The organism is Mucilaginibacter achroorhodeus (genome assembly GCF_007846095.1).
In the GTDB taxonomy this organism is placed as follows: domain Bacteria; phylum Bacteroidota; class Bacteroidia; order Sphingobacteriales; family Sphingobacteriaceae; genus Mucilaginibacter; species Mucilaginibacter achroorhodeus.
The window spans coordinates 724,828-748,317 of record NZ_VOEI01000001.1 but is presented as its reverse complement, the minus strand read 5'-3'; the positions used below and the strand labels follow the sequence as shown (position 1 = coordinate 748,317).

Annotated in this window: 17 protein-coding genes; 10 read left to right on the top strand and 7 right to left on the bottom strand. The window is 43.3% G+C overall.

Annotated features, from left to right (window positions below; translation table 11 throughout):
• Window positions 1-3 precede the first annotated feature (3 nt).
• On the top strand, window positions 4-2,025 hold the full coding sequence (locus tag FPZ42_RS03535; protein ID WP_146269095.1) for a tetratricopeptide repeat protein: 2,022 nt from the start codon (window positions 4-6) through the stop codon (window positions 2,023-2,025).
• 160 nt (window positions 2,026-2,185) lie between these two features.
• Here the strand turns inward: FPZ42_RS03535 and FPZ42_RS03530 are convergent, their stop codons facing one another.
• Entirely contained in the window at window positions 2,186-3,829 is a 1,644-nt protein-coding gene (locus FPZ42_RS03530; protein WP_146269094.1) for a M28 family metallopeptidase, read from the bottom strand.
• A gap of 466 nt (window positions 3,830-4,295) precedes the next feature.
• Between FPZ42_RS03530 and ileS the strand changes: the two genes are divergently transcribed.
• The 6 genes from ileS (at window position 4,296) to FPZ42_RS03500 (ending at window position 12,015) form a co-directional block, all read left to right on the top strand.
• A complete protein-coding gene (gene ileS / locus FPZ42_RS03525; protein WP_146269554.1) occupies window positions 4,296-7,679 on the top strand; it encodes an isoleucine--tRNA ligase in 3,384 nt (1,127 codons plus the stop codon).
• Window positions 7,680-8,057, top strand: coding sequence for a TraR/DksA family transcriptional regulator (locus tag FPZ42_RS03520; protein ID WP_146269093.1), 378 nt, complete (start codon window positions 7,680-7,682; stop codon window positions 8,055-8,057).
• Window positions 8,058-8,663, top strand: coding sequence for a lipoprotein signal peptidase (locus FPZ42_RS03515; protein ID WP_146269092.1), 606 nt, complete (start codon window positions 8,058-8,060; stop codon window positions 8,661-8,663).
• Between the two features lie 293 nt (window positions 8,664-8,956).
• Complete coding sequence (locus tag FPZ42_RS03510; RefSeq protein ID WP_370630586.1) at window positions 8,957-9,148, top strand: DUF4834 domain-containing protein; 192 nt, start codon at window positions 8,957-8,959, stop codon at window positions 9,146-9,148.
• A 9-nt stretch (window positions 9,149-9,157) separates the two neighbouring features.
• Window positions 9,158-9,454, top strand: coding sequence for a hypothetical protein (locus FPZ42_RS19105; RefSeq protein ID WP_186458671.1), 297 nt, complete (start codon window positions 9,158-9,160; stop codon window positions 9,452-9,454).
• Window positions 9,455-9,543: 89 nt separating this feature from the next.
• Window positions 9,544-12,015: a YfhO family protein gene (locus tag FPZ42_RS03500; protein WP_146269089.1), complete on the top strand. Its 2,472-nt coding sequence runs from the start codon at window positions 9,544-9,546 to the stop codon at window positions 12,013-12,015.
• A gap of 220 nt (window positions 12,016-12,235) precedes the next feature.
• Here FPZ42_RS03500 and FPZ42_RS03495 read toward each other — a convergent pair whose 3' ends face one another.
• On the bottom strand, window positions 12,236-12,751 hold the full coding sequence (locus FPZ42_RS03495; RefSeq protein WP_146269088.1) for a DUF2911 domain-containing protein: 516 nt from the start codon (window positions 12,749-12,751) through the stop codon (window positions 12,236-12,238).
• A 272-nt stretch (window positions 12,752-13,023) separates the two neighbouring features.
• On the opposite strand from FPZ42_RS03495, the gene FPZ42_RS03490 reads away from it, so the two are divergent.
• Entirely contained in the window at window positions 13,024-14,676 is a 1,653-nt protein-coding gene (locus tag FPZ42_RS03490; RefSeq protein WP_146269087.1) for an ArnT family glycosyltransferase, read from the top strand.
• Here the strand turns inward: FPZ42_RS03490 and FPZ42_RS03485 are convergent, their stop codons facing one another.
• The 4 genes from FPZ42_RS03485 to FPZ42_RS03470 form a co-directional block, all read right to left on the bottom strand.
• Window positions 14,677-17,058, bottom strand: coding sequence for a TonB-dependent receptor plug domain-containing protein (locus FPZ42_RS03485; protein ID WP_146269086.1), 2,382 nt, complete (start codon window positions 17,056-17,058; stop codon window positions 14,677-14,679).
• Between the two features lie 211 nt (window positions 17,059-17,269).
• Entirely contained in the window at window positions 17,270-17,464 is a 195-nt protein-coding gene (locus FPZ42_RS03480) for a hypothetical protein (RefSeq protein WP_146269085.1), read from the bottom strand.
• Between the two features lie 84 nt (window positions 17,465-17,548).
• Complete coding sequence (locus FPZ42_RS03475; RefSeq protein ID WP_146269084.1) at window positions 17,549-20,041, bottom strand: TonB-dependent receptor domain-containing protein; 2,493 nt, start codon at window positions 20,039-20,041, stop codon at window positions 17,549-17,551.
• 88 nt (window positions 20,042-20,129) lie between these two features.
• Window positions 20,130-20,543, bottom strand: coding sequence for an EamA family transporter (locus FPZ42_RS03470; protein WP_146269083.1), 414 nt, complete (start codon window positions 20,541-20,543; stop codon window positions 20,130-20,132).
• A 175-nt stretch (window positions 20,544-20,718) separates the two neighbouring features.
• Between FPZ42_RS03470 and FPZ42_RS03465 the strand changes: the two genes are divergently transcribed.
• Complete coding sequence (locus FPZ42_RS03465) at window positions 20,719-21,744, top strand: fatty acid desaturase (RefSeq protein WP_146269082.1); 1,026 nt, start codon at window positions 20,719-20,721, stop codon at window positions 21,742-21,744.
• A gap of 70 nt (window positions 21,745-21,814) precedes the next feature.
• Window positions 21,815-22,720, top strand: coding sequence for a hypothetical protein (locus tag FPZ42_RS03460; RefSeq protein WP_146269081.1), 906 nt, complete (start codon window positions 21,815-21,817; stop codon window positions 22,718-22,720).
• Here the strand turns inward: FPZ42_RS03460 and FPZ42_RS03455 are convergent.
• On the bottom strand, window positions 22,717-23,466 hold the full coding sequence (locus FPZ42_RS03455) for a hypothetical protein (RefSeq protein WP_146269080.1): 750 nt from the start codon (window positions 23,464-23,466) through the stop codon (window positions 22,717-22,719). The genes FPZ42_RS03460 and FPZ42_RS03455 overlap by 4 nt on opposite strands.
• Window positions 23,467-23,490: the final 24 nt, after the last annotated feature.

The following is a 23,490-nucleotide window of genomic DNA, read 5'->3' as shown; positions in this document are numbered from 1 at the left end:
AAGATGATAAGATTTACAATAGCTTTTTTACTGCTGCCGTTTTGCTGCCTTGCGCAAAGCGCCGAAACCTATATAGGTGTAGGAAATACCGAAGCTAATATTAAAAATTATCGCCAGGCTATAGTTGATTTTAGTAAGGCTATAGAAATAGAGCCTAACAACGCCAAAGCCTATTTCTATCGCGGTAACGCATACAATAATATAAAGGACGCTGACAAAGCCGTGGCCGACTATACAAAAGCTATTCAGTATGATCCTAATAATGCCTTTGCCTACATGTACCGCGCTAACATCTATAATGATAAAGGCCGGTATAACGAAGCCATTGCCGATTTTGATAAGGCGATAGCGCTAAACCCAAGGGCAGATATGTATCATTACCGTGCTAATGCCAAAGCAAACATGGGCAATCACCAGGGAGCGGTAGATGATTTTACTAAAGCCATCTCACTTGACCCGCGCGACCCGTCATTATACGAGTACAGAGGTGTTGCCAAAGCTAATTTAAAGGATAACGAAGGCGCTATTGAAGATTTTAATAAAGCAGTTACGCTTGATCCAAAGAACTCAGACCTGATCTATTACCGGGCAAACTCTAAAGGTAACATGGGCGATTACCGGGGTGCTATTGCAGATTACACCGCAGCATTGGCGCTTAACCCTAAAAATGCCTACGCCGTGTTTTATCGTGGCAATGCTTACGGAAACCTTAAAAATTACAAAGCAGCCGTTGCCGATTACAAAGCAACCATTGCTTTAAACCCACGGATGCCTAATCTGTACAAGTACCTGGCCAATGCTTTAAGCAATAACAATGATAAGAAAGGGGCGCTGCAGTATTTTGGCGAGGCCATAAAACGAGACCCAAACAATGCCGAGCTGTATCTTTATGATGGTTTGGTTAAATATAACCTTAATGATAAACAGGGGGCGCTGGCAGATTTTGATAAGTCGATAGAATTGAAGGAAACCTCAGATGCTTTTCAGAACCGTGCGGATCTCAAACTGGATATGAGGTCTTTTGAAGATGCCAAAGACGATGCCGACCGCGCCATTGAGCTGGACGCAAAAAATGCTTATGCCTACGTAAGCCGTGCCCGTGCCAACCTGGAATTGAAAGACACAGCTGCAGCATTGGCTGATCTTAACCAGGGAATAAAAATGAACCCCTCTAATGATTATTCTTATGTATTGCTGGGTAACATTGCGGCAGGGAAACATCAGTACGATACTGCTGTGGGCTATTACAACAAAGCATTGAGCTACAATGGTGGTGATTCTGAAACGTTATTAAAACGCGCAGAAACCCGTTTAAAAGTTAACGACCGTGAAGGTGCACTTGCCGATTACAAGCGAATTGCGGCCATCGACAAAGACGATGATAACCTGCGCGACAGGTTTGTACGATCAATGGTGAAAGCTCAATTTTACAGCGAAGGTTTGCCTTTGTTTAATACGCTGGTGAGTAAAAACCCTAAAAACGCCAATTACCTGATAGGCAGGGGAGCCGCCAAACAACACACCGGCAACCTGCAAGGCGCTATTGCCGATTACAATGCAGCCCTTAAGTTGGATACTGCATCATCGCAGGCTTACTTTAACCGCGGCAGCGCCAAGTTTGATATGAAGGATAACAACGGTGCATTGGCCGATATTGCTAAGGGTATTAAAATAAATGACGGCCAGGAAGATGCTTATTTTATTCGCGGGCAGATACGTTTGGCTACGCAAAACTACCAGGGCGCTGTCGATGATTTTAACAGTGCCATATTTATTGACATGAACAATACTGTTGCCTATGCATGGCGTGGACTGGCCCGAAGCCTGGCCGGTGATACCCAGCGCAGCAACCTTGATTTTAATTACGCGCTGAAGATAGAGCCTAAAAACCCGGAGATCTACCTGCTTCGTGGCCGTGCAAGGGTAAACCAAAAGGATACAGGCAACGCCTGTACTGATTTTAAACAAGCCGTTAACCTCGGCTCAAAGGCCGCCGCTGCTCAAGTGGCACAATATTGTAAATAGAAACTATTAACTAACTGATCTATAAAAACCAAGGCCGGGCGCAATGCCCGGCCTTTTATGTTTTATCACTTAGCGCCTACTGACAGGATCATGTCAGCGTTCACGGCGTTCACGATGTTCACAAGTGTTCATGGCGTGAACGTGAACACCGAAGCTTTGCTTATTTCCCCATTGCTTTATCTCTCACTGCTTTAAACTCCGAGCCTTTTTTCCAGCCCGGGAAGGTAGTTTCATTGCTCAACTGTACGCCGAGTTTGTACATTAGGTCGGTGGTCTGCGCCATGCCACGGGTGTCCATAGCATCGCTGTACTCGTCTGATGGTTGGTGGTAACGTTGGTCGTTATATTCCTTTAGCTTCTCTTTACCAAACTCTTCACCGCGTTGTATGCTTTTTGCCCCGTTGTGCAGGTCTAAAGCGGGTACACCAACTTTGGCAAAATTGAAATGATCGGACCGGTAGTAACTGCCCGAGCCGGGGTTCTCATCACCAACCACGTCCCAACCTTTGGCTTTGGTCAGTTTGATCACGTAGTCATCCAAGTCGTTCTGGCCTTTTCCGGTGATGGAGAAGTTACTGGTTTCGCCAAAGTCTGACAGCGCATCAAGGTTCAGATCAGCCACCGTTTTGTTAAGCGGATAAATGGGGTGCGTGGCATAGTATTCCGAGCCTAACAGGCCTTGTTCTTCGGCAGTAACAGCCAGGAAAACTATAGAACGCTTAGGCTTCTCTTTTTGCGAAGCAAACTTTTTAGCAACCGCTAAAATAGCTGCTACGCCACTGGCATTATCAACCGCACCGTTGTAGATGCTGTCGCCTTTAGCATCAGGTTTGCCAATGCCAAAGTGATCCCAGTGAGCGGTGTATAATATGGTTTCATGCGGGCGCTCGGTACCTTGGATGATACCGATAACGTTATTTGATTTTGAGTACTTCAAATTATTTTTCAAGTCAAGCGAAACGCTGCTGCCTAACGCCACCGCTTTAAAATCCTTACGGCGTGCATAGTCACGGATGTTGCCGTTGAAGCCGGCGCTTGCCAATAATTTAGTAGCGGCCTGTTCGCTTATCCAGCCCTCAACCTTGCAGCGGTTCATGTGCTTATCGGCTTGTTGCAAATAAAGTTTTGAGCCTGCAAAGCTGTTTTGTATCACCTGCCAGCCGTAGCTTGCCGGTTGGGTTTGATGGACGATGATGACACCTGCAGCACCCTGGCGCGCGGCCTCTTCGTACTTGTAGGTCCAGCGACCGTAGTAGCTCATGGTATCGCCTTTGAATAACTTTTCCGGCGCTTTAAAACCGGGGTCATTTACAAGTACAATTACGGTTTTGCCTTTTACATCAAGGCCTTTGTAATCGTTCCAGTTAAATTCAGGCGCTACCACACCAAAACCGGCAAATACCAGCGGCGAATTTTTAAGGCTCAAGGTATCCTGCTCGCGGCGGGTTGAGGCAACAAAGTCTACACCCGGTTTCAGGGCCATGGTAGTTTTGCCACTGATGCTCATATCATTTGCGGTAGAAGTGATCTCTACCATAGGCACTTCCTGAAAATAGCTGCCATTGTTACCCGGCTCAAGTCCCAGCTTCTTGTATTCAGATGCGATGTAGTTAATGGTTTTTTCTTCGCCCTTAGTGAACGGCTTGCGACCCATCAGAGAGTCATTAGCCAATACGGCTATGTGATGTTTAATATCAGCCGCAATACCTGTATCGGCAGTAGTGTTTTGGTTTTTATCAGTATCACCGGCGCATCCTGCAAAAAACGCGGCTGCGGTAACAATAGCTATTGCATTTATTTTCATAGTGAATATGGGTTTTAATTCAAATATAGGAATTTTACTCACCCGGTCTTTGCTCCGCTCGACCACCCTCTCTTCGCTGCGCGAAAAGAGGGTTTTAGAATACTCTATCTATTCCCTCGCAATGACGCGGTGTTGAATTTGCGTTAGCGATAGTAGCGGATACCGGCCCCGAGCCTAATGCCTGTGCGCGTATAAGCGAATAGCGCGGGCAGAAGGCAACGCCCAAAAGCCTCTCTAAATTGCGAAGCATTCATGAGCTTACAAAGCCCCCTCTAAATCTCCCCCGACAGGGGAGACTTGAAAAGAATAGCTTTTTAAAAGCCCCTCTCCCTCGGGGAGGGGTTTGGGGAGAGGCTTCTTCTCATAAACTCCGTGTAAAGCTTTATGTCTTTATAGTAAAACATATACCTATTCACAATTAAATTGCCTATTTTTGCAACCTTTAAAATTCGAGTCGAACATATTGATGTACAAGGAATATAAGCAATTAGATCTATCGAAAACGGGTGAAGAAGTCCTGGAGTTCTGGAAACAAAACAACATCTTCTCCAAAAGTATCAGCAGCAGGCCGGCAAGTAACCCTTACACTTTTTATGAGGGTCCGCCGAGCGCAAATGGTATGCCGGGCATTCACCACGTAATGGCCCGCTCTATTAAGGATATTTTTTGCCGTTACAAAACGCTTAAGGGCTATCAGGTTAAACGTAAAGGTGGCTGGGATACGCACGGCCTTCCTATTGAGCTGGCTGTTGAGAAAGCCTTGGGCATCACTAAAGACGATATCGGCAAGAAAATTACCGTTAAGGAATATAACGATGCCTGCCGTAAAGAGGTAATGCGCTACACCGACGTGTGGAACGACCTTACCGAAAAGATGGGCTACTGGGTTGACCTTGAAAACCCTTACGTTACCTACGAGAACGAATACATTGAAACCCTTTGGTGGATACTGAAGGAGCTTTATAAAAAAGACCTTTTATACAAAGGTTATACCGTTCAACCATACTCGCCAAAATCGGGCACAGGCCTTAGTTCGCACGAGCTGAACCAGCCTGGTACTTACAAAATGGTGAAGGATACTACCATTACCGCACAGTTTAAAGTTAAACGCGACGGCGATTCTGAGTTCCTGTTTGACGGTGTAAATACCGATGTGTTTATCCTGGCCTGGACGACAACCCCATGGACTTTACCATCAAACTGTGCCTTGGCCGTTGGTGAGGATATCACTTACGTAAAGATCAATACTTTTAACCCATACACTTACAAGCCTGTTTGTGTGGTATTAGCTAAAGAGCTGGTTGGCAAATACTTTAAAGCTGATGGCGAGAACGCTTCTTTTGATGATTACAAAGGCGGCGATAAAGTTATCCCATGGCAAACTGCCGGCGAATTCAAAGGCAGCGACCTGGTAGGCATCCACTATTACCAACTGATGCCTTATGTAACTAATGAAGACCTGCAGAAAAATGCATTCCGCGTTATCCCTGCTGATTTTGTTACTACGGGCGATGGTACCGGTATAGTGCACACTGCATCTGTTTTTGGTGCGGATGACTTTAGGGCATGTAAAGAGAACAACGTGCCATCGGTAATGGTGAAGGACGAGAACGGTAAAGACGTGCCCCTTGTTAACAAACAAGGCCGTTTTGTTGCCGAAGTTACCGACTATGCCGGCCGTTACGTTAAAGAAGAATATTATACAGATGCTGAGCGCGGCGCGGCGGACTTTAAACCGACCGACGTACTGATCTCTATCAAACTAAAAGAAGAGAACAAAGCATTTAACGTACAAAAATACGAACACAGCTACCCGCACTCATGGCGTTCTGATGAGCCAATACTTTACTATCCGCTGGATAGCTGGTTCATCCGTACCACTGCCGTTAAGGACAAGATGGTAGAACTTAACAAAACCATCAACTGGAAGCCCGAAAGCACCGGCACAGGCCGTTTTGGTAACTGGCTGGAAAACCTGGTTGATTGGAACCTGTCGCGCTCACGTTACTGGGGTACCCCACTGCCTATCTGGCGCGAGGAGAACGGTGGCGAAGAAAAATGTATCGGTTCAATTGCTGAACTGAATGCCGAGATCGATAAAGCTATTGCAGCTGGCTTTATGCCTGAGGGCTTTAAGCTGGAAGATATGCACCGCCCTTATGTGGATGATGTGATCTTAGTATCATCAACCGGCAATAAAATGGTTCGCGAGACCGACCTTATTGACGTTTGGTTTGATAGCGGGGCCATGCCGTATGCACAATGGCATTTCCCTTTTGAGAATAAAGACGAGTTTGAGGCAGCTTATCCGGCTGACTTCATCGCAGAAGGTGTTGACCAAACCCGTGGCTGGTTCTTTACCCTGCACGCCATAGCCGTAATGCTAAGCGAAGCAAGCGACGAGGTGAAAGCCGTTAATGAGAAAGTTGGTAACCGTGGCATTGCGTTCAAAAACGTCATTTCAAACGGTTTGGTGCTGGATAAGAACGGCAACAAAATGTCTAAACGGTTAGGCAATGGTGTTGATCCGTTTGCTACCATTGAACAGGTTGGTGCCGATGCTGCCCGCTGGTACATGATCAGCAATGCATCGCCGTGGGATAACCTGAAGTTTAATACCGAAGGTTTGGACGAGGTGCGCCGTAAGTTCTTTGGTACGCTTTATAACACGTACTCGTTCTTTACACTGTACGCCAATATTGATAAATTTATATACAAGGAAGCGGAGATAGCGATTGAGAATCGCCCCGAGCTTGATCGTTGGATCTTATCATTATTAAACACCCTGAGCGCCGAGGTTGATGGTTACTATGCCGACTTTGAGCCTACCAAGGCTGCCCGTGCTATACAGGAGTTTGTTGATGCACACCTGAGTAACTGGTACGTACGTTTAGGCCGCCGCCGTTTCTGGAAATCAGATAACTCTGACGATAAGCTATCGGCATACCAAACACTTTATACTTGTTTGATCACCATCAGCAAACTGATGTCGCCTGTTGCGCCATTCTTTGCCGAGCGTTTATATACCGACCTGAACAGCGTAACCGGTAAAGAGGAATTTGAATCGGTACACCTGGCTTACTTCCCTGAGTACCACGCCGACCTGGTAGACAAAGCTTTGGAAGAGCGTATGCAGTTAGCGCAGGACATATCATCATTGGTGCTATCATTACGGAAGAAAATAGAGGTGCCGGTCCGTCGTCCTTTAAGCAAGATATTATTGCCTATCCTCGATAAAAACTTTAAATTACAGGTTGAAAAGGTTAAGGAACTTATCCTGTCTGAGACCAACATTAAAGACATTGAGTACATCACCGATACTGCCGGTTTCATCAAGAAAAAGATAAAACCAAACTTTAAAGCCCTTGGTGCTAAGGTAGGCAAGGATATGAAGGATGTGGCTGCTGCCATAAACGCTTTCTCTCAAGATCAGATTTCAGAACTGGAAACAAACGGCTCCATCTTGATACTTGATACTAAATACTCGATACTATCATCAGATGTGGAGATCATCGCCGAGGATGTTCCGGGATGGCAGGTAGCCAACTTAGGTAAACTTACTGTGGCGCTGGATGTTACCATTACAGAAGAGCTAAAAGAAGAAGGTTACGCCCGTGAGTTTGTTAACCGCGTACAAAATCTGCGTAAAAGCAAAGGGTTTGAAGTTACAGACCGTATCACCGTACAAGTGAATTGCGGTGCTGAGATCTGGAAAGCCATTGAGAGTAATATAAGCTATATCTGTGCTGAAGTATTGGCAGATAGCATAACCCAGGCTACCGACCTTGCCGATAGCGAAAAGGTAGTTATAGACGAATTTGAGATATTGATAGCCATAAATAAAAGTTAAATGGAACACGAAAAAACAAGATATTCTGATGCCGAGCTGAAAGAATTCAAAGAATTGATACAAGAAAAATTACGCAGCTCTAAAGAAGAGTTAGCTGCATTGGCTTCTTCGCTAAGCTCGCCGAATGCAAATGGCACTGATGATACTGCAGGTACTTACAAAACACTTGAGGATGGTTCTGCCACGCTTGAGAAGGAATCGATAAACCAACTGGCTGCCCGTCAGAAAAAATTTATTGAACAGTTAGAAGCCGCATTGGTACGTATCGAGAACAAAACCTACGGTATTTGCCGCGAAACCGGTAAACTGATACCTAAAGAGCGCCTGCGTGCTGTACCACACACAACCCTAACTATGGAAGCTAAACTAAAGCAATAGATGAAGGCCGCTTACACAAGACCGTTCTTAACTGCTGCGTTTATCATCCTTCTTGATCAGATCATCAAGATCTGGGTACGAAAACACATGACTTTGGGCGAAGAGATCCATTTTCTTGGCGACAGGGGCATGCTTCACTATACCGAAAATAACGGTATGGCCTTTGGTATGGAGTTAGGTGGCGAGTTTGGCAAACTTGCATTGACGTTATTCCGTATTGTGGCAGTTTTTGGTATCGGATATGCGCTGGTGCATCTGATAAAACATAAATATCACCGTGGTTTAATTATGATGGTAGCCCTGATATTGGCCGGTGCGCTGGGTAATATCATTGACTCGACGTTTTACGGCCTGATATACAATTACGCGGGTATTTTCCATGGCCGCGTGGTTGATATGTTTTATTTTCCGTTACTCCAAGGTCACTTCCCTGATTGGTTCCCGATATGGAAAGGAGAAGAGTTTATCTTCTTCCGCCCGGTGTTTAACCTGGCAGATGCCGCTATCTCCATCGGTGTTATCATGATCCTGATTAATCAGAAACGATACTTCAAACATGAAACGCCTGAGGTTAGTTACCCCAATAGCGAAATGGTAGAAGAATAAAATTTGAAAGCCCTGCAGCGATGCAGGGCTTTTTTGTTGCCAAAACGATGTTAATTCGAACAAGCGGCAACGAAGAGAGATCTAATTGCGCGATACTTTCAACGCATATGATTGCTTCGTTCCTCGTAGCGGCACTGTCTCATCTCATCTATTTTTGACACTTTCCCAAGTAAACTATCAGGTTAAATTATTCGTTATATACTTATATTTGTATACTGACTAATGATAATGCCATGATATTGATACGTTTTCTAATTATAACTATCTGCTCTCTTTATATCATACGTAGCCTGGTGCGTATATTTTTGCCGATGCTGTTCCAGAGTGTTGTAAACAAAGCGCAGGAGCAAGCGCGTCAGCAACAAAACCAATACCAGCCACCCCGCCCCGACGGTAAGATCCGTATTGACCATATGCCCGAACAGCGCAAAAGTTCTGTACCTGACTCTGAAGGGGAATTTGTAGATTACGAGGAAATAAAATAACCTGAGCCTATGCTTCCCGAGGGAATTTACAAGAGAAGAAAGAACCATAACAACACGCCACCAACAGTGCTTCTTGTTATTACAAATTGCATTGTACTGGCTCTGCTAACACAACTTTTTACCGGCTGTAACAGCATCAATAATTTTTTTTGGGGCGCTTTGGCCATCCTTGCACTTTACAACGTTTACACTATAAGGCGTAATCCGGATGAGTACACTTGGCTCAACGGCATCATCTACGTGGTAAGCATCGGGATGATGATATTGCTTTTCTTTTACTTCCAAAACCAGCCTCATAACTGCTGATTCTGTAAAACTTATCATTTTTAATCTCATCCATTTTTCTATTTTTGGGAGATTTTACGATTATAATACTATTCCCTAAAGAAGTTTAAATGAACAACTGGATAAAGCGCAATGGCGGGCATCTGATAGTTGCTGCAATTTTTTTCGTTCTAACGTACGCCTATTTCTTAAACCCTATTATGCAGGGTAAGATCTTATACCAGGGCGACGTTTTGCAGGCAAAGGCGATGCAAAAAGAGATAATGGACGTAAAGGAAAAAACCGGCCACGCACCATTATGGACCAATCAGATGTTTGGCGGTATGCCAAGCTACCAAATATGGGCCAAATACGGTAAAAACCTAACCACTTACGTTATTGATGGCTTAAAGGGGATATTCCCTAATCCGGTTGATACGGTTCTGCTGTATTTGTTCGGCGCATATATGCTATTTAATACCCTGGGTTTAAAACGTTGGTTAGCTGCCGCTGGTGCGGTTGCGTTCGCTTTTTCATCATACAACTTTATTTATATTGAGGCAGGGCACGCAAACCAGGCTTACGCCATTGCATTCTTTGCGCCTTTAGTTGCGGGTATCATCATGACCTTGCGCGGCCAATATATCCTCGGCGCTTCGCTCACAGCGTTTTTCCTGGCCATGGAGATCCGCTCTAACCACGTACAGATGACCTACTATCTTGTTCTGGCTTTGATCATCCTTGTATTTATTGAACTGTACCACGCTATTAAAGCTAAAACTACTGCGCAATTCTTTAAGGCAATTGCTTATTTGTCTGTGGGGACAATTATTGCAGTGCTGGTAAACGCCGGGTCACTTTGGACTACCTACGAATACAGCAAGCTTACTATACGCGGTAAACCTAATTTGAAAAGCGAGACCACGGCACAAAGCACCGGCCTTACCAAAGATTATGCCTACCTGTGGAGCGAAAGCCCAACCGAGATATTTACCTTTTTTATACCCAACGCATACGGTGGTAGCAGTAGTACTACGATGGGTGAAGATTCAAAAGTTGCCAAAGCTCTGATCGATAAGGGAGTTGATCCCGGTCAGGCACAACAATTTGCTTCGCAGCTACCGTTGTATTGGGGTAACAAACCAAGCACTGTAGGCCCGTGGTATTTTGGCGCTGTAGTATTCTTCTTTTTTGTACTTGGTTTGATCATCATTAAAAACCGTATTAAGTGGTGGTTATTGGGTGCCGTTTTGTTGAGTGTATTTTTATCATTCGGTAAAAACCTTCCTTTTATATCTGATTTGTTTTTTGATTACTTCCCGCTATATAATAAGTTCCGCGCAGTAGAGTCTACCTTGGTCATCGCATCGCTTTGCTTCCCAATACTGGCTTTCCTGGCGCTTAACGAAGTATTTGAAAATCCAGATAAGGCATACATTTTTGCAAAAGCCAAACTGGCGTTCTACATTACCGGTGGTATTACCTTATTGATGATCGTTCTACCTGGACTTGTGCTAAGCTTTAAGGGAACTGAACACCAAAATCTTATCAACAATTTAGCGCAGTTGTTTCGTGGTGATATGGGAGCGGCCAATTCTGTTGCCGGTGCCCTTGTCGAAGACCGCCAAACACTTGAAAGGCAAGATGCTATACGTACGCTGATCTTCATCGCAATTGCTTTTGGTTTGGTATGGATAGTTATCAAACAAAAGATCAATACTACGTTTGCGGCTATAGTGGTATTAGGTGTGGTGCTGATTGATATGTGGAGCGTGGACAAACGCTATTTAAAGGACGATACCTTCGTATCAAGTGATGTGATAAACCAGGCTTATGTACCGCGCGAGGTAGACGAATTTATCATGCGCGATAAAGACCCAAACTTTAGGGTGATGGACCTGAGTTTGAGCGATCCTTTCCATGATTCGCACTCTTCTTATTTCTATAAAACAGTTGGTGGTTTCCATCCGGCAAGGTTGCGTCGTTTTGATGAAATTGTAGAAAATCAGTTCTCCAAAAGCGTAAACCATGATGTACTGGATATGCTGAATACTAAATACATCATCACTGCCGACCCTAAAACAGGTACTGCCAATATGCAAACTAATAACACGGCCTGTGGTAACGCATGGTTTGTTAAAAGTGTTAAGTATGTGAGTGGTGCTGACCAGGAAATGCAGGCCATCAGCAGCTTTGATCCTAAGAACGAAGCGATGATCGACCAAAGCTTCAAGAAAACTGTTGAAGCTAAAACCTTGGGTTATGATGCCAATAGCTCTATCAAATTGGTAAGTTATGAGCCGGAGCATTTAGTATACCAAAGCGGTTCTATGGCTAACCAGGTGGCTATATTCTCAGAGATATTTTACGATAAGGGCTGGAAAATGCTGATAGATGGCGTGGAGCAACCTTATTACCGTGCCAACTATGTCTTACGTGCCGCTACTATACCTGTTGGTAATCATAAAGTGGAATTTATATTCCATCCGGCATCGTACTACACCGGCGAAAATATCTCTTTAGCAGGTTCGGTATTATTGATACTTGCCCTTGGCGGTGCGGTATATACGGAACGTAAGAAAACCCAGCCGGCAAAAGCTTAGTTAGTTCCCCAATAAAATTGAAGGCGATGAGAGATCATCGCCTTTTTTATTTTCTAAATATTGCATTGCGGGGAGCGACAACAACGTGGCGATATCAATTGGGCGGATCGAGTAAGCTTATCAATTGATATTGCAGCGCTATCGCCCACCGAAAAAAATATTTATAACAAACAAGGCCACGAACTACCGTGGCCTTGTTTGTTTATCTTAAGTTCTGCAATTATTTGATACGTACAGGAACAGATAATTTATCCCAGCTAAGTGTAAAACCTTTTTTGTTCATTTTGTAAACCAAACGCTCGTTCATTGCAGACGGCATAGGTTTAACCATTACGCGTAGGGCATCCTGGCTTTCATCATATTTAAAGGCGCCCCATTGTTTAGCGGTCTTATTGAAGATGATGGTCCATGTGCTTGCAGTTGGTATAGCAAATAATGCATATGTGCCTGCAGTTAGTTTTTTACCCTCAACCGTAATGTCTTTTGTGGTGGTAAAAGTAGTAGCTTCATTAGCACCGGTGCGCCATACTTTGTCATATGGTACCAGCTCGCCCCAAACCTTGCGGCCTTTTACAGACGGACTGCCATAATTAATGGTGATAGTTGAACCGTTAATGGTTGCACTAACGCTATCGCGCGGACTCGGCATAGGTTTGTTTTGCGCAAAAGAAATTGTAGCAAATAACATAGCGCATACAAACATCGCTGTATGCTTAAACAGATTGGTGGTTTTCATTTTTTAGATGATTTAGTTTTTCTTGGTGGCTAAGATAGTATATAAACTTAACCAGCTAAAAATTATTACGTTAAGCTTTTGAAAAGTGAAATTTGGCACGATACGTGCGTTACAACATATGAATTCACATTGCAGTTAGGAATAGACCGAAAGGTTAAAACAATTGTTGTGAGTTTTTGCCCTTGTCGCTCTTTCGGGCGACAGGGGTTTTTTGGTTATAACTCTCACCGTGGCTTAACAAATTTGGCGTTACAAAGCTATATTTGTCTGTAATGAGCAATAGCCCCAAGCGTATATATATAGTGCTGTTAATATTGGCGCTGATAGTAAACTTCGTCGGTTTAAATGCGGGCTTTTTTACCGACGACCCCGGGCTTTATGCATCCATCGCTAAAAATATTGTTCAAAAAAACGACTTGCTGCAGCTTTTTACCTACAACACCGATTGGTTAGATAAGCCTCATTTCCCTTTTTGGATGGCGGCATTATCGTTTAAAGTTTTCGGGACAAGCGCCTGGGCGTATCGCCTGCCTGCACTACTTTTCTTCTGCCTGAGTTTGCTATACACCTGGCTGTTTGCCCGCAAGTACTACGGTAAGGACACTGCTTTTATTGCTGTATTGATATTAGCCACCGCAGAACATATCATTATCTCCAACATAGATACCCGTGCCGAGCCTTATTTAATGGCGCTGGTAATAGGTAGTATTTATCACATCAGTCAGTATAAAGACAAAGGCACTCTTAAGCATTTTATCTTAGCTGCCCTACTTACAGCTTGCGCTATCATGACCAAAGGGCTTTTTGTGGTAGTAGCGATCTATGGCGCACTACTGGGGCAGATGATAGCCGAGAAACAATTTTTGAAACTTTTTAGCGGCAAGTGGCTATTGCTTTACGTGTGTACTGTTGTTTTTACGTTACCTGAATTCTATGCACTGTATGTGCAGTTTGATCTTTATCCGAAAAAGTTGGTGTTTGGCAGGTACAATGTAAGCGGCATCCGTTGGTTTTTGTGGGATAGCCAGTTTGGACGTTTTGCTAACAATGGGCCTATTCATCAAAAAAAGTCAGGCGATCCGTTCTTTTTTTTGCATACCATGCTATGGACGTTTTTGCCCTGGTGCCTGATGTTCTATTTTGCGGTTTATAAGAACGTAGCAAAGATGATCAGGAAAGTTGGCCTACCGGAATATTACACCTTTGCAGGCGGGATGTTACTGCTGCTGCTGTTTTCACTTTCAAGGTTCCAGCTGCCATTTTACACCAACATTCTTTTCCCGCTCTTTGCTATTCTCATGGCTCCTTATATGCTATCGGCATTGACAAGATCTGAAGAGCGATTAAGGAACGCGTTCTTGCTAATATTTGCCGTTGCATTGCCACTTACAATTATCGCTGTTCACATTTTACTTAGGCCAGCAAGCAGTTTATTGTTCATTGCGGATGTTATGGCATTTGGCGGGCTTGTTATCTGGCTTATCAAACAGCAAATACCATCAGCTTTAAAGGTTTTTGCCTGCACATGCTGTGCGGCATTATTCGGAAACTTTTATATGAATACCGTTTTCTTCCCTAAAATGGCATCTTATAATTCACAGATCCAGGCGGCTAATTTTGTAAATAAACCAATATTTGCCAATGCAAATATTTATAGTTTGAGGCAATCAAATAACAGCTTCCAGTTTTACTGTAAAAAACCGGTTAATTACATTGGTCTTGAAGATTTCGGAAAGTTCTCGCCTAAAGGAAAATCCATATTTTACGCCAGCCAAGCCTCTTTAGACCAGCTGAGAAACGAAAGTGCGCAGTTTACCATCATTGCTACTTTTGTAGATTATCCGCAAGAGAATATCCTGCCTAAGTTTATTAACTACAAAACCCGGCAACAGGTATTGTCAAAGGCCTACCTCATTACCAAATAGTTACTTTACGGTGTAATGATAAACAACCCTGCCGAGGCGCCCATTATTATTGATCCCTTCAAGTATTACACGGTAGTTACCCGGCCCGGCATTATTAAAATTGAAGGATTCTCCGCCACCGCCATCAGTTGCGATATTAGACTTCCAGAAAATTGTAGGGCGCTTGCTTTTATTTATTGCAGATGAGGGTTGATAAACCGGGTTGTAAAAACTGCGTGCAGTATAGTAACCCTGGGGAGTTACGGATATAATGCCCGGAGCCATTTCCTGGCTTATGGGTTCAGCCTCGCTTCCCTGTCTGGTATTAATGATCATTACCCCGGCACCGGCACCCATGCCATAAATCGCTGCATTGGCACCCTTTAGTATCTCTATGTTATCTACGTCTTGTATCATAACATTATCTATGGAGCCTCCCTGACCAAGCAACCCGTCCACCACTACCATCATGGGTTCTCTTACATAGTTGCCATTTGCAACAACACCACCGGTACGTAAAAAAGCCTGCCCGTTAATAAAATCAACTCCGCGAATTATATTTTGTAAGCCTTGTGACAAGCTTGTTGCACTGGGTATATCTTTTCTAAAAACAACCTGATCAGCATTACCTGCGCCTATTAGACTGGTGGTATGATAGCTTGCACCGGCTTTTCTTTTTCCTGGTTTACTCATCGCTAAATTTACAGCTACATTATTTCCTGTTGAACTGTAATTTGATCTGTCCACAACTTGAACCGGTTCCCTTGTTGGAGAAACAGGCGCCGGGTTGTAGGTTTTTTCATTAGTTACTACTGCATTTTTACGAATCGATTTATTCTCAACGTTCAGTATAAACTTACTTCCGCTGTTAAAGGATACATTATCAAAAACAAAGCTTCCGTCTTTGTCGGTAGTGGCCTGTGCGCTTTGATTAGCATCCGTTATTACGGAAATTTTTTCATTGGCAATAGGCTTGCCCGCCTTTGTGGCCAGCCTACCCTTTAGCTGCAAGTTACTTTCAGGTTGATAATTGTTTGCAGCAGGCTTTTCAATCTGCGTTTTTACTAAACCTTTGTAACCCTGGGTAAGCAACAACAGATCAAGGTTGTTGCGTGTATCTGCATTGTTTTTTTCAAAATAGTAACCTGGCTGCTCTATGTAACCGCGAATATCGGAACTAAGTAACAGGTACGATAAAATATTATCTGTCGCCATATCCTTGCATGGATCTTCGTCCTCATTTACAACCGCTGCTGAGAAACTACCTCTTTCGCTACTGCCTGTATTTTGCTTGACATTGACGTTAAGGGTCACCTTTTCCCCGCTTTGGTAGATCTGTTTATCAGTTCTAAGATCTATGTTAAGACCATCATTGCCATTGATAAATAACATCCGTTCGCCTACTTCCATCCCGTCAGGGCCAAACAAAATAACAGTTGTTAAGCCGGACGGAAAATCCTTCTTAGGCATATCAAAGCCGATTATCTGGTTATCTAATGCTGTTTTAACCGTTTTAACTATTCCCGCTGCGGAAATAACAACGGAAATATTTTTATTCTTATTTTCCAGATAATAGGCCTTGGTTGTATTGATATCTACCGAAAACTTTGCAGAATCTGAGTTATTAACCGTCATGGCAATGCCGTTGGCTACTGGTTTCGGCAGATCCACTGTAGATGACGAGCCATCGGCAAAGTTTAATTTTGCGCGGTAGGTTTTACCTGCGATAGCTGTTAAATAAAATTGCCCCATGCCCAGATGAGCCGATCTTAATTTAGCGACAACTACATCATTGTTGTCGACCACCACGCCCTGCACGTCAATGCCTAAACCATTATCAGCTACTGCCTTAAACGCAAAACGGGTGGGTATACCGGTTACAAATACCCCTGCTTCCGCAAAAAATTGCATATCGGGCTTGCCGCCGGCATTTTGCGGTTTAGCAGCCGACATGGTGCCATTAACAGGTATAGCGCGATAAAAAAAGTTGTTATCCCTATAGTTACGCATCCAGTTAGTATACGCCCTTACCCGGTAATTGCCTTTTTGCAAATAAGCCGGTAAGGCAAAATCGCCGGCGACAGTTCCGTTTTGCGTTTGCAATAAGATCGATTGTACTATCGAGTCGCGGCCGCTTATCAGATCAACATGCAGCACGCCGCTTACCTTTGATGGTTCGTGTTTTTCTCCAGCTGTTAAATATGCTTTAAAATAGATAATATCGCCTGCGTTGTAGCACGCTCTGTCAAAGTGTAAGTAGGCTTTCTCTATAAGGGAGCTCGCCTTCGCAGCTTTTAAGTTCTGTACAAACTCATCCGCATTTGCAGGGCTTAATGCCACTTGCGCACTTAATGGCAATACAAACCCCAACAGGGAGTAAACGCAAAGCAAGGTCCGTTTCATATTTCCTGTGATTTAGATCAAACCGGGTGTTGGATACCCGGCAATCATTGGTATCTAAATATACTGATTTTGAGGGGAATAAGAAATTAACACAAGCCAAGGCCAAATAGGTATTTATTGCACGCCTACTTAAGTAAGAAAATTTATCCCGGCTGACCGATGTCTTAAGCTTACAACTTATCGATATAGCATCAAATACCGCGTCGTTAAATCAATTGTCAGCTTTTATTTCTTCCCAATAAACCGTGCCATGGTAGAGGCCATTTTTGCTGGCTACCTGGAATTTAACCTTTTCCAATTCTTCCTTTAACTTCTCGGTAGGGAGGCCTGCGTTAAGCGAGGTGTAGAAAATTACATACCCAGTCTTACTGTTTATGAATTTAAAGTGTTTGTCAGCAGTATTCATAGTAATAATGCTTTATTATATAACTGCTTTCTTTAAATTTTAGTTTGTAAAAAGGGCGGTTATTTTTGTTAACCGCCCTTTTTATTATTTACCGCCGCCGCTTTCAGGAATATCTGTACCGCCATTATTATCGCGGCCCTCTTTCTCCTTGTCTTTGGCAAAATCAAGCTTACCAAATTTGTAGCTTAAAGTGATCCCGAACGAACGTAATGGCATCTGCCTCAGGCTTTCCTGATTAAAGCTTACACCCGTAGTGGTAGAGTATTGATCAACATATTTATTAAACGGATTATTTGCTACCAAACCTATGCTGGCCTTCTTATCCAAAAACTGTTTACGTACTGCAAAATTGTACCAAAAGAACTGCGGCCTTGTGCCTTGTAACGTTCTCGCGCTGGAGTTGTAGTTACCAAATATCTCAGCCATAAAATTATTAGGGAACTGATAATTAGCATTTAGGTTTATGCGATAGTTAAAAGCACTTACGCGTTGGATAGCATTATTATTAGCAGGGTCTGGTGCGGTGTTCCAGCGGTTGGCAATAAAAATATTGCTCCGCAGGTTAAGTTTACCAACAGGCACAGATGCAAATATGTTGCCACCCAAGGTGCTTTGCGTACCTCGGTTAGCACGCTGGCTAAGCAAGACGTTGGTATACCTGTCTCCATTGACAACCAATGTATCAAACTGGGTGGTATATTGCTGTATATCATCTGTGTTATGGCGGTAAAAACTACCTACATAAAAATTAGCGCCGCTATTGAACGATCGATTGTAACCCAGTTCAACACTATTGCTTTTCTCTGGCTTCAAGTTAGGATTACCTGTGCTGATGTTGTGTGGGTCACTGATGTTATAGAAAGGATTTACTTCGCCGTAATCAGGCCGCTCTATCCTGAACGAGTAACTCAATTTTATACTTTGCGTTGCATCCAGTTTATGTGAAATAACTGCCGATGGCGCCACAGTGTTGTATCCGGGAATAACCACACCGGGGAAATCGGCATTGGTTGTGGTGTACTCGTTACGCAAGCCCAATTTCACATCCAAAAAATTCTTGAATAACGATGCCGTTGTAGAGATATACCCTGCGTAAATGTTACGCTTATAGTTAAAGCCGTAAGTTTGGTTGGCGTTGTTTAAATAATTCCCGGCAGCATCGAGCGTATCAGTATTAATGGTATTGGTAAGGTTTTCTAAAACCACTTTTGCACCGCCTTCCAAACTAAAGTTTTTGGTAACCGGGTGCGTATAATCTAATGAAATGTTGGTCTCCCTGTCCCGGCCTGGGTTATAACCCCTCGTGCCGGTTGCGGTCATCATTGGCGCATCATAATCCTGGCGTTGAAAATAGTTTACGGTGTTTTTACTACTGCTGGTGGTAATTAAAAACTCCAGTTCCTGGCCTTCTTTTGCAAAGGTCTTTTTATAATTTAAGCTGAGATCGGTAGAGTAAGCACTAAAACGGCTTTCAGAATTTCTGATACTGTTAAGGTCGTTCAATAAAGCTCCTGATATGCCGTACAAACTTTCTTCCTGGTTGGTGATGCCTTTATTGCTGTTACCAAAATGATCAAAACCTACAGAAGCGGTAAGGTCGTCTTTTGGGGTGATGCTCCAGTTGAAACTTAAGCCCGATTGATAGCCACTGCGTTTAGTATCTGCGTACCCATCCTGGAAAAGTTCGCTTCTGCTGCCATCCGGATTACTGGATGTACGCTTATTTGTATTCAGCGCCCTGGTATTCAGCATAGCATTGCCGCTAAAAAATGCGTTAACGCCGAAATTCCCTTTGCGGGCGTTCAGGTTAAAAGATCCATTCTCCTGGCGTGTACCTGCTGTTAGGTTAACACTTCCATTGATACCCGATACCTTACTATCCTTTAAAATAATATTAATGATACCACCTGTGCCTGCTGCATCGTATTTAGCGCCCGGGCTGGTAATTACCTCTATACTTTTAATCTGGCTGCCCGGGATGGCCTGCAAGGCGTCGGCAAGGCTTGCCCCAAAAATACTGCTTGGCTTACCGTTGATCAGGAAACGGATATTAGCATTACCCTGTAGCTCCACGTTGCCATCAATATCAACAGTTACCTGCGGAACTTTCTTTAACACATCAATAGCTGCCCCGCTTTGCGCCGTAAGATCATTCTGGGCATTGAATACCATTTTATCTATACGGTTCTCAATTATCGGTGCTTTGGCAATAATATCTACTCCCTTTAACTGGTTTTGGTTAGGTTGCAAAAGCACAGTGCCAATGGTAGCAGTACCGCCATCTTTAACTATAACATGCTCAACTATGTACTTTTTATAACCTAAAAAATCCACGGTAACACGGTAGTCGCCTGCCGCTATGCTTTGTATGTTGAATGTGCCTTTTTCATCTGTACTAATGCCATTGAACGGGCTTGTACTGCCTTGCTTAAATACAGATACTGTAGCGTAGTCTACCGGTTGTTGCGTGGTGGCGTCTATTACCTTTCCAATCAATTTACCTTTGCCCCCGGTGTTTTGGGCAAAAGTGCAGAACGATAACAGGATAAATGAAACTGACAGGATGTAACTACGCATAATGGCCTATAATGGAGGCGCAAATCTCCACAGAAAAATCCGATTAATGCGGAGGTTTCGTAAATGTTACATACACACTAAGGCAATGTTAAAAAATAAGCACAATGCTGCCGCCGATGATCAATAAAGCGCCCAAAGCATTCTTTAAAGTGAGTTGCTCGCCCAAAAACACTACAGACAAAACAATTGCCAATGCCACACTCAGTTTATCAACAGGGGCCACTTGCTGCACCTTACCAATTTGCAATGCCTTAAAATAAAATACCCATGATAACCCCGTAGCACAACCGGAGAGGATAAGAAAGGTCCAATTGAGCCGGTTAAGCGTTTGGATGCCCGTTTGTGCGTGCTTAAAAAACACAATTGACCAGGCAAGCACCACTATTACAACAGTACGTATTGCGGTAGCTAAGTCGCTGTCAATGTCCTTGATACCTATCTTAGCAAAAATTGCAGTTAGTGCTGCAAATACAGCCGAAAGTAAAGCGTATATCCACCACATAGTTTTCTGTTTATCTAATTATTTGGCTTGCTATTCAAAAATTAATGTTATTTTAGTCAAATATATTTCGTTAAGATTAACAATAATTAGTTTTTTAGCCGTATTTTTAAAAAATATTTATAGTTGAAATACAACCGTTGTACGGAATTGTTATCTTCAACGTTTTAACCCTAATATGAAGAAAACAGATTTTATCTACTCGCAGGAGTCCGAACCGCATCGTATACGTACAAAGAAAATTCTTAAGCAGTTCCCACAGCTACGAAACTTAATAGGTAAAAATCCAAAAACCATCTGGGCTATCTTAGGCATTGTTGGCTTCCAGGTAGCATTAGCATGGTTTCTTCGCGATCAATCCTGGTGGCTTGTTTTTGGCGCAGCCTATCTGCTTGGGGCATTTGCAGACCATGCTTTGTTTGTAATGATACATGAGTGTACCCACCAGTTATTATTTAAAAATCGTAACGCTAACCGCTGGGCAGCTATCCTGTCGAACTTACCACAGGTGGTGCCAACGGCAATGTCTTTTGAAAAATATCATATTAAACACCACTCTTTCCAGGGTATACACGAGCTTGATGCCGATCTGCCAAACCGTTGGGAAGCCAAACTGATAAGTAACTCTTTTGTGGGTAAAGCTATCTGGTTATTGTTTTTCCCGCTATTCCAGATCTTCCGCCTTTCCCGCTTACGCGAGATCAATCCTTTCGATAAATGGATAGTTATCAACTTTGTGGTACAAATGGCTTTTAACGTAGCTATATGGTACTTTATGGGCTGGCAATCGGTTGTTTTTCTGGTGGCAAGCTTCTTTTTTTCTGTTGGTTTACACCCGCTGGGCGCACGCTGGGTGCAGGAGCATTACCTTACCCACGGCGAGGAGCAGGAAACTTACAGCTACTATGGTGGTTTAAATAAAGTAGCATTTAACGTAGGCTTCCATAATGAGCATCACGATTTTCCATCAATACCATGGAACAGGTTGCCGGAGATAAAAAAAGCAGCACCTGAATACTATGATACGCTGCACTCGCACCAATCATGGACCAAATTATTTTTCCGTTTCCTTTTTGATAAAGAGATATCGTTATTTAACCGCATATTGCGTAAAGAACGCGGCAAGGTAACCTTGAAGGACGTTTCTAAGCCTGATGCTGAGATCGTTTACACAGAGAAAACAACCCTCATTGTTCAAGACTAATAACTAATTATAAACTTAAATTAGAGCGGCCTGTAATATATGGGTCGCTTTTTTGTTATATAAGCTTACTATGGTCAGATCAAGAGCTGTTAAAATAATTGTCCCGCTTGTTGTATTGGTGTTTGTTGCAGCATTTGCCAAACACCGCTTTATCGACAGCAAAATGCAGCCCGAAGGCAATTTGAAAGATAAAGCGATGGACGAAACATCGGGCATAGCAGCTTCTACTATCAATCCCGATATATTTTATGTACATAATGATAGCGGCGACACCAGTCGTTTTTTTGCAATAGATGCAAAAGGAAATCTTAAAAGCACCATTTATTTTAAAGGAAATGAACAACCTCCGGGCGTAACAGATTGCGAAGATATTGCCGTTGGCCCCGGACCTAAAAAAAAACAGAGCTACGTTTACCTTGGTGATATAGGCGATAACGCTGCGCACAGAAAAGCTATCACCGTTTACCGTTTCGCAGAATCAGCAGCCTGGGCAAGTGCCGGCAACACAGAAGCTAAACCAATAGCTTTCACTTATCAATATCCTGATGGGCCAAAAGATGCAGAGGCTATGGCCATAGATCCGCTGCAAAAACTGCTTTACATTGTTACCAAACGTGGCGACAGCGTTGGCGTTTACACAGCCCCGCTCAAAGCTGGTGAAGGCGATACTACAAAACTTACCTTTAGAGGCAAATTATTTTTCTCGGGCTTAAAGCCTTTTAAATGGATCACCGCTGCAGACATATCAAAAGATGGCAGCCAGGTATTGGTTAAAAGCTATGAACGGGTTTACTATTGGCGCAGGCAAGGCAACGAGGCTATTTGGCAAACACTGCAACGCCCTGCCCGTGAGTTACCATATAAACAAGAACGCCAGGGCGAAGCTATCGGCTTTAGCGCAGATGGTAAAAGTTATTACACTACCAGCGAGGGCGTTTTTGCCCCCATATACCATTATTCTTCTCCCGATAATTAACGGTTTTTTATAAGGGCCTGGTAGTTTACTTTGTCAAATTCAAACTCGGGCATTTTGGCGGCTTTGCAATAATTTACCACCATATTGTAATTACCGGCACTTTGGCGCGGAACATACATACGGTAGCGATAAGCAGGCGGCAGCTCGGTATCTTCCCAAACACTTAGTTTTGTTTTAGGATCAATAATGTAAATATTGATATTTGATTTTTTTATAAATTGGTAGAAAGGTGGTGCTTTGAGGTTGTATTTGTTATCTCCTATCTTCTTAAAATCATTTAGTACATGCGGCTCGGGGCCCTCTTCGCCTCGGTAGATGATCGTGCTATCTGTAATAATGCGTTTATCTGCATTTCCCCAATCAGCCGGTGCATATAGGTAGCGCTCGCCCTTGTAAGTGTAAACCGGCAGCCACTCGTTAGGCAGCCCGGCCAGGTCATATTTTTTTAGCGGCTTTGGGTTACGCACCTTTAACACTCTGTACGCTTGCTTATAGTTCACAGTATCGTAATGGTCAAACTTAAAATTTACCAGATCTTTAAAGATCTGTGCCGCATGATTTTTCTCTACATAAACTATGTGGTAATAATCTTTGGTCTTCTCTTTCTGCAGAAACATGGTATCGGTTGCTGCAGGAGCGGTGGCTGTTTTGGCGATGTCTTCTTTTGCGGTATCATCAGCTTTGTTGTTGTTATTGCCGACACAGGCCGTAAGTAAAAGCGGTATCAAGTAGAGTAATTTTTTCATAGTTGTATTACCTTATTAATAAAC

Coding starts and splice junctions, on each gene's coding strand:
- FPZ42_RS03535 (WP_146269095.1), top strand. CDS start 4: ATGATAAGATTTACAATAGCTTTTTTACTGCTGCCGTTTTGCTGCCTT.
- FPZ42_RS03530 (WP_146269094.1), bottom strand. CDS start 3,829: ATGAAAATAAATGCAATAGCTATTGTTACCGCAGCCGCGTTTTTTGCA.
- ileS (WP_146269554.1), top strand. CDS start 4,296: ATGTACAAGGAATATAAGCAATTAGATCTATCGAAAACGGGTGAAGAA.
- FPZ42_RS03520 (WP_146269093.1), top strand. CDS start 7,680: ATGGAACACGAAAAAACAAGATATTCTGATGCCGAGCTGAAAGAATTC.
- FPZ42_RS03515 (WP_146269092.1), top strand. CDS start 8,058: ATGAAGGCCGCTTACACAAGACCGTTCTTAACTGCTGCGTTTATCATC.
- FPZ42_RS19105 (WP_186458671.1), top strand. CDS start 9,158: ATGCTTCCCGAGGGAATTTACAAGAGAAGAAAGAACCATAACAACACG.
- FPZ42_RS03500 (WP_146269089.1), top strand. CDS start 9,544: ATGAACAACTGGATAAAGCGCAATGGCGGGCATCTGATAGTTGCTGCA.
- FPZ42_RS03495 (WP_146269088.1), bottom strand. CDS start 12,751: ATGAAAACCACCAATCTGTTTAAGCATACAGCGATGTTTGTATGCGCT.
- FPZ42_RS03490 (WP_146269087.1), top strand. CDS start 13,024: ATGAGCAATAGCCCCAAGCGTATATATATAGTGCTGTTAATATTGGCG.
- FPZ42_RS03485 (WP_146269086.1), bottom strand. CDS start 17,058: ATGAAACGGACCTTGCTTTGCGTTTACTCCCTGTTGGGGTTTGTATTG.
- FPZ42_RS03480 (WP_146269085.1), bottom strand. CDS start 17,464: ATGAATACTGCTGACAAACACTTTAAATTCATAAACAGTAAGACTGGG.
- FPZ42_RS03475 (WP_146269084.1), bottom strand. CDS start 20,041: ATGCGTAGTTACATCCTGTCAGTTTCATTTATCCTGTTATCGTTCTGC.
- FPZ42_RS03470 (WP_146269083.1), bottom strand. CDS start 20,543: ATGTGGTGGATATACGCTTTACTTTCGGCTGTATTTGCAGCACTAACT.
- FPZ42_RS03465 (WP_146269082.1), top strand. CDS start 20,719: ATGAAGAAAACAGATTTTATCTACTCGCAGGAGTCCGAACCGCATCGT.
- FPZ42_RS03460 (WP_146269081.1), top strand. CDS start 21,815: ATGGTCAGATCAAGAGCTGTTAAAATAATTGTCCCGCTTGTTGTATTG.
- FPZ42_RS03455 (WP_146269080.1), bottom strand. CDS start 23,466: ATGAAAAAATTACTCTACTTGATACCGCTTTTACTTACGGCCTGTGTC.